Below are 5,645 nucleotides of genomic sequence, written 5' to 3' on the forward strand. Positions count from 1 at the left end.
AATTTTTTATATTTTTATCAAAAATATTATCAAAAAAACAAATCTTTTTATATGTTGAGAAATAATATATTTTATTAAGCTAACATTTAAGCTTATTAAATAGTAATGTTAATTATTAGAAAAGAGGTTATACAATGGCAAAAGAAAAAGAACATCTTAACTTAGCATTTATTGGACACGTTGACCACGGAAAATCCACTTTAGTTGGAAACTTATTAGTAAAAGCTGGTACCATCAATGAACAACAATTAGCTTCCGGTGAAGACAAATTCAGATTTATTATGGACACTACTAAAGAAGAACAAGAAAGAGGAGTAACTATTGACTTAGCTCACCAAAAATTCTCCACTAAAAAATACGACTACACTGTAGTAGACTGCCCAGGACACAGAGACTTCGTTAAAAACATGATCACTGGTGCTTCCCAAGCAGACGCTGGTGTTTTAGTAGTAGCAGCTGACGACGGTGTAATGCCTCAAACCAAAGAACACGTGTTCTTATCCAAAACTTTAGGTATTAACCAATTAATCATCGGTATCAACAAAATGGATTTAGTTGATTACTCCGAAGACAAATACAACGAATTAAAAGAAGAAGTATCAAACTTAATCAAAACCGTAGGTTTCAACCCTGCTGACGTACCTTTCATCCCATTATCTGCATTCCAAGGGGACAACATTACTGAAGCATCTTCCAACACTTCCTGGTACAAAGGACCTACTTTAATTGACGCTTTAGACGCTTTAACTGCTCCTGATAAACCAACCAACTTACCTTTAAGAATTCCTATTCAAGACGTTTACTCCATTACTGGTGTAGGAACCGTTCCTGTAGGAAGAGTTGAAACTGGTGTAATGAAAAAAGGTGAAAACGTTATCTTTGAACCAGCTGGAGCTTCCGGAGAAGTTAAATCTATCGAAATGCACCACGAACAATTTGAAGTTGCTGAACCTGGTGACAACATCGGATTCAACGTAAGAGGTGTAGGTAAAAACGATATCAGAAGAGGAGACGTTGCAGGTCACACCGACAACGCACCTACTGTTGCTAAAGAATTCGACGCACAAATTGTTGTTTTACAACACCCTGGTGTAATTACCGTTGGATACACTCCTGTATTCCACTGTCACACTTCTCAAGTAGCATGTACTTTCTTAGAATTATCCAAAAAATTAAACCCTGCTACTGGTGCTGTTGACGAAGAAAACCCTGACTTCTTAAAAACCGGTAACGCAGCTATTGTTAAAATTAAACCTACTAAACCAATGTGTCTCGAAAACGCAAAAGAAATCCCACAAATGGGTAGATTTGCTATCAGAGATATGGGTCAAACTGTTGCTGCAGGTTTATGTCTTAACGTTACCCCAGCAAAATAAGTTTGTAAACAATAATTAGAAAGTAATTTTTTACTTTCTTTCTTTTGTTTTTTTGGAGGATAATAAATGAATCAAGCAAGAATTAAGCTTACTGGAACCGACCCAGAAAAATTAGCATATGTTTGTGATCAACTCAAAAAAATTGCTGAAAGAACTGGTGTTGACTTGTCCGGTCCTATCCCACTTCCTACTAAAAAATTAGTAGTACCAACAAGAAAATCTCCAGATGGAGAAGGTAAAGCTTCTTGGGAAAAATGGGAACTCAGAATCCACAAACGTTTAATCGGTATTGGAGCTGATGAACGTGCAATGAGACAAGTTATGAAAGTCAACGTTCCTGATAATGTAAGTATTGAAATTGAACTTAAAGGATAAATATTTAGAATCCTTCTAAATATTCCTTTTCATATGCCGAGATAGTCTAGTCTGGTAAGGCGCAGGACTTGAAATCCTGTGAGGTTTCCCTCGCCTGGGTTCAAATCCCAGTCTCGGCGTTTTTTATATATCTATTTTTTTAAAAACTTTTTATTTTTTCTGACAGCTCTTTTAAATCGTTAACGATGTCTGATTTTTTTAACATTTCGATTTTAGGCCGCTGTATCATTACAACCGCAACATCCTTATCGCTTGCAGCTTCTATTTTTTCAATTACTCCGCCGATTTCTCCGCTTTCCTTGGTGATGATTACTTTTGCAGAGTACTTTTCAATCAGTTCTATGTTTTCCGCTTTTGTTGCAGCCCCTGTCATGGGTATGATGTGTGACGGGTCGATGTCAAGCTCTTCACATTTCTCGATTGACTTTTCAACCTTGAGAATTCTTGGATAGAACCTGTCGACCGAAACGTATTTCACGATGTCCTTCATGGTGTTGGCTCCTGCAAAATGCAGCACGTTTCCTTGAGGGAATTCCTTTTCAATAAGTTTTCCTGCATCGTCAAATGAATTTACGTAACGGATATGTGATGTGTCAATGTTTTCAAGGTTGGTGGTGGGTCTTTCGAAGCGTATGTATGGGATTTTAAGCTCCCTTGAGATGCTGACTGAAGTTTGAGTGATGTGTGATGCGAAGGGATGTGTCGCATCAATGAGAATGTCATAGTTCCCGTCAATGAATATCCTTTTTATCTCATCCTTTAAAAGAGGTCGTGCAATGGTTTCATCGCTTCCCCCTTCCCTGGCAAGTCTTGCCCCATATTCGGTGGTTGTTGTTGTAAGAATTTCAGCATCAAAATTACTTTTAAGATGCTTGATGATATTGATTGAATCCTTGGTTCCGCCTAGAAGGAAAACTTTCATTTTATCACTTTATTAATAATTTTTTCAGTTAAAAGAATTGTTGTAGCTATCACTATGATTGCCGCCCAGTCAACAAGTCCGATTGGAGCGGTTCGGAATATGATCTGTAACTGAGGGATGTATACGATCATTACCTGGAGTATGAATGACAGTAATATTGCTATATACAGGTATTTGCTGGACTCTTTTGACTTTGCTTTTCTGTTGTATGCATTAAACAGCTGGTAGAGTACAAAGAGTGTGAATGCCATTGTCATCGCCTTAGGTTTTCCTGCTCCTGTGTTCAGTTCATAGGCAAATACGGCGATTGTTCCTATTGCCATGACAATGCCTGTAAGAAGTATTTGAAGCAGGGTGGCTCTGGTGAGTATGTCTCCTGTTTCAGGAGGTCTTGACATTACGTTTTCCTCTTCGCCTTCCATTCCAAGTGTCTGTGCAGGAGGTCCGTCCATTACAATGTTGAGCCATAAAAGCTGTACAGGATTGAATGGGAGAGGCATTGAAAGCAGGCTTGTTCCGACTATTGTCAAAATTGCACCGACGTTTGTAGATACCTGGAACTTGACGAACCTTTTGATGTTGTCATAGATTTTACGTCCCTGTCTTATTGCCTTTACGATTGTTGCAAAGTCATTGTTCTGCAGTATCATGTCTGAGGATTCCTTTGCAACGTCTGTTCCGTCACCCATGGCCACTCCTATTGATGCCTTTTTAAGTGCAGGCGCATCGTTTACGCCGTCACCTGTCATTGCAACGATATTTCCAAGGTCTTTTAGGGTTTCAACGATTCTCATTTTTTGTTCCGGTTTTACCCTTGCATAAACCTGGATTCTTTCAGCCATCTTCAGGTATTCCTCATCGCTTAATGAGTCAAGCTTTTCTCCGGTTATTGTCTCTCCGTCGGTGAGGATTCCAAGATTTCTTGCGATTGCGCATGCGGTCTTCTCATGGTCTCCTGTAATCATCACGACTTTGATTCCTGCATTTTTACAGTCTTCAATTGCCTTTTTGGCATCCTTTTTAGGAGGGTCAATGAGTCCCACAAGGCCGGTGAATATCAGATTTTCCTCAGTCGGATTTTCATCTTCAATCTTGTATGCAAATGCTATTGTCCTGAGGGCATTTTTTGTCATGTCGCCTACCTTTCCAAGTAGCATTTCCTTGATTTGAGGAGTAATATTTTTAATACTTCCATCATCATCTATGTATTTGCATTCATCTATGATGATTTCTGGAGCACCTTTTGTCAGGATGATATTTTTTTCACCGTCCAGTCTATGTATAGTAGTCATTCTTTTACGATTACTGTTGAGAGGAATCTCGTCAAGCCTTTCAAGGCCATACTTTCTGTTTTCAAAAAACTTCAGAATGGCTCCGTCAGTCTGGTTTCCGATGATTTCATCATTGGATAGGGTTGCATTGTTGCACTCGCATGCTATAAGGGATGTTTTATCCTCATTTGTAAAAAAGCTCTCGACAACGGTCATCCTGTTTTGGGTTAAAGTACCTGTCTTGTCACTGCAGATTACTGTACATGACCCGAGTGTTTCAACGCTTAAAAGCCTTTTGACGACGGCATCGGATTTTGCCATTTCGTTCATACCCAATGCCAGTGTCAGGGTCAGAACGGCCGGCAGGCCTTCAGGAATTGCTGCAACGGCAAGTGAAACCGCTGTCATGAATGTTTCAACAAGGGTTTCTCCCGAAAGAAATTCCAGAATAAATATTGCAATACATACTATTATTGAAATTACTGAAAGGATTTTTCCAAGGCGCCCGACTCTCTGCTTTAGTGGTGTGTCCTCATCTTCCTGCTGGACGACTTCCGCAATCTTTCCTATCTGGGTGTTCATTCCAATTGAAGTCACAACAGCCTCACAGTGACCTGATAATACATTGGAGTCCATGAATATTTTATCTTCACTGCTTTTAAGAATTGCTTCGGCCTCCCCTGTAAGGTGTGATTCGTCACAGCTCATGTCCTTCTGTTCCATGATGACGGCATCGGCCGGAATCTTATCTCCCTCACTGAGGATAATGACGTCTCCAACGGTCAGATCTTCGGCGTTAATTTCCTGAATCTTTGAGTCCCTTCTTACAACTGCGGTCTTGCTCATAAAACTTTTAAGGGATTCAACTGCTTTTTGGGATCTGTACTCCTGGATAAAACCTATTATCGTGTTCAGCAGTACTGCAATAAGTATGACGCATCCGTCAATGACGTCCCCTATTGCAAATGACGCTATTGCGGCTATTATCAGAAGAGTTATCAGAATGTCCACAAACTGGGACAGGAACAGTACAATTGCGGAAGTGGGTTTTGCTTCTTCAATTTTATTCAAACCGTATTTTTCATGTCTTATTTGGACTTCTGAAGCGGTAAGTCCTTCCTTTGATGAGTCGTATTGGTTAGCTATGTCACTCAATTTATCACCTTAATGTGTAAAAACTGGCCTTGTTGTAATTTTTTAATTTCATTTTTACCCTGCCGGTATTTAAATCCTCGTTTGTCAGGGGTTTGATTATAAGTTCGGAGTCTATTTTGAGGGCAAGATTCACCAGATGCGGCTGGAGTTCACTTGGTGGCCTGATGGAATAGATTATTTCAACGTCCCTGTATAAATCCAGATTCGGATTTGCAATGTCATCCTGTATTGTAGTATTGTCTTTAGGGGCAATATCTGTTTTAATAATGGTAATGTTTTCCTTTTCGTTAAGGGAATCTGCAATCTGTGAAAATGCACCTACTCCGACCTCAGCGATTTTAATCTTATCGTCGCCGGCCTGTTTTAAAATGTATTCCATAAAATCTTGCCACATTTATAATCCTCATTTATATTATAATTTCCAAACTATTAATAAATGTATTATGACAAACAATTTTCAACATTATTTTGTGTTTAGACCTGTTTTATATTGTGACATGTCTGCACATTCATCCGCTTAAATGCAAAATTTAAAGATTTAGTAAA

5 protein-coding genes and 1 tRNA gene are annotated in these 5,645 nt (G+C 39.1%); 3 read left to right on the forward strand and 3 right to left on the reverse strand.

What is annotated here, in order from left to right:
* The first annotated feature begins 134 nt into the window (after positions 1–134).
* The 3 genes from tuf to ACKI2P_RS01705 all read left to right on the forward strand — a co-directional run bounded on the left by tuf (position 135) and on the right by ACKI2P_RS01705 (position 1,870).
* Positions 135–1,376, forward strand: coding sequence for a translation elongation factor EF-1 subunit alpha (gene tuf, locus ACKI2P_RS01695; protein ID WP_407374519.1), 1,242 nt, complete (start codon positions 135–137; stop codon positions 1,374–1,376).
* Positions 1,377–1,442: 66 nt separating this feature from the next.
* Positions 1,443–1,751, forward strand: a complete 309-nt coding sequence (gene rpsJ, locus ACKI2P_RS01700; RefSeq protein ID WP_042691424.1) for a 30S ribosomal protein S10 — start codon at positions 1,443–1,445, stop codon at positions 1,749–1,751.
* A gap of 35 nt (positions 1,752–1,786) precedes the next feature.
* Positions 1,787–1,870, forward strand: a tRNA-Ser gene (locus tag ACKI2P_RS01705).
* A gap of 20 nt (positions 1,871–1,890) precedes the next feature.
* On the opposite strand, the gene cobK is transcribed toward ACKI2P_RS01705, so the two are convergent.
* From cobK to ACKI2P_RS01720, 3 genes are read right to left on the reverse strand one after another with little or no spacing between them, the layout of a single operon-like run.
* A complete protein-coding gene (cobK, locus tag ACKI2P_RS01710) occupies positions 1,891–2,673 on the reverse strand; it encodes a precorrin-6A reductase (protein WP_407374520.1) in 783 nt (260 codons plus the stop codon).
* The gene (locus ACKI2P_RS01715) at positions 2,670–5,099 is read right to left on the reverse strand and encodes a calcium-translocating P-type ATPase, PMCA-type (RefSeq protein WP_407374521.1); all 2,430 of its coding nucleotides are present in this window, start codon (positions 5,097–5,099) and stop codon (positions 2,670–2,672) included. Before ACKI2P_RS01715 ends, cobK begins: the two co-directional genes overlap by 4 nt.
* 4 nt (positions 5,100–5,103) lie before the next feature.
* Positions 5,104–5,493: a UPF0146 family protein gene (locus tag ACKI2P_RS01720; protein ID WP_407374522.1), complete on the reverse strand. Its 390-nt coding sequence runs from the start codon at positions 5,491–5,493 to the stop codon at positions 5,104–5,106.
* Between the last annotated feature and the right edge of the window lie 152 nt (positions 5,494–5,645).

The organism is Methanobrevibacter sp., from assembly GCF_045541095.1.
Taxonomy (GTDB): Archaea; Methanobacteriota; Methanobacteria; order Methanobacteriales; family Methanobacteriaceae; genus Methanocatella.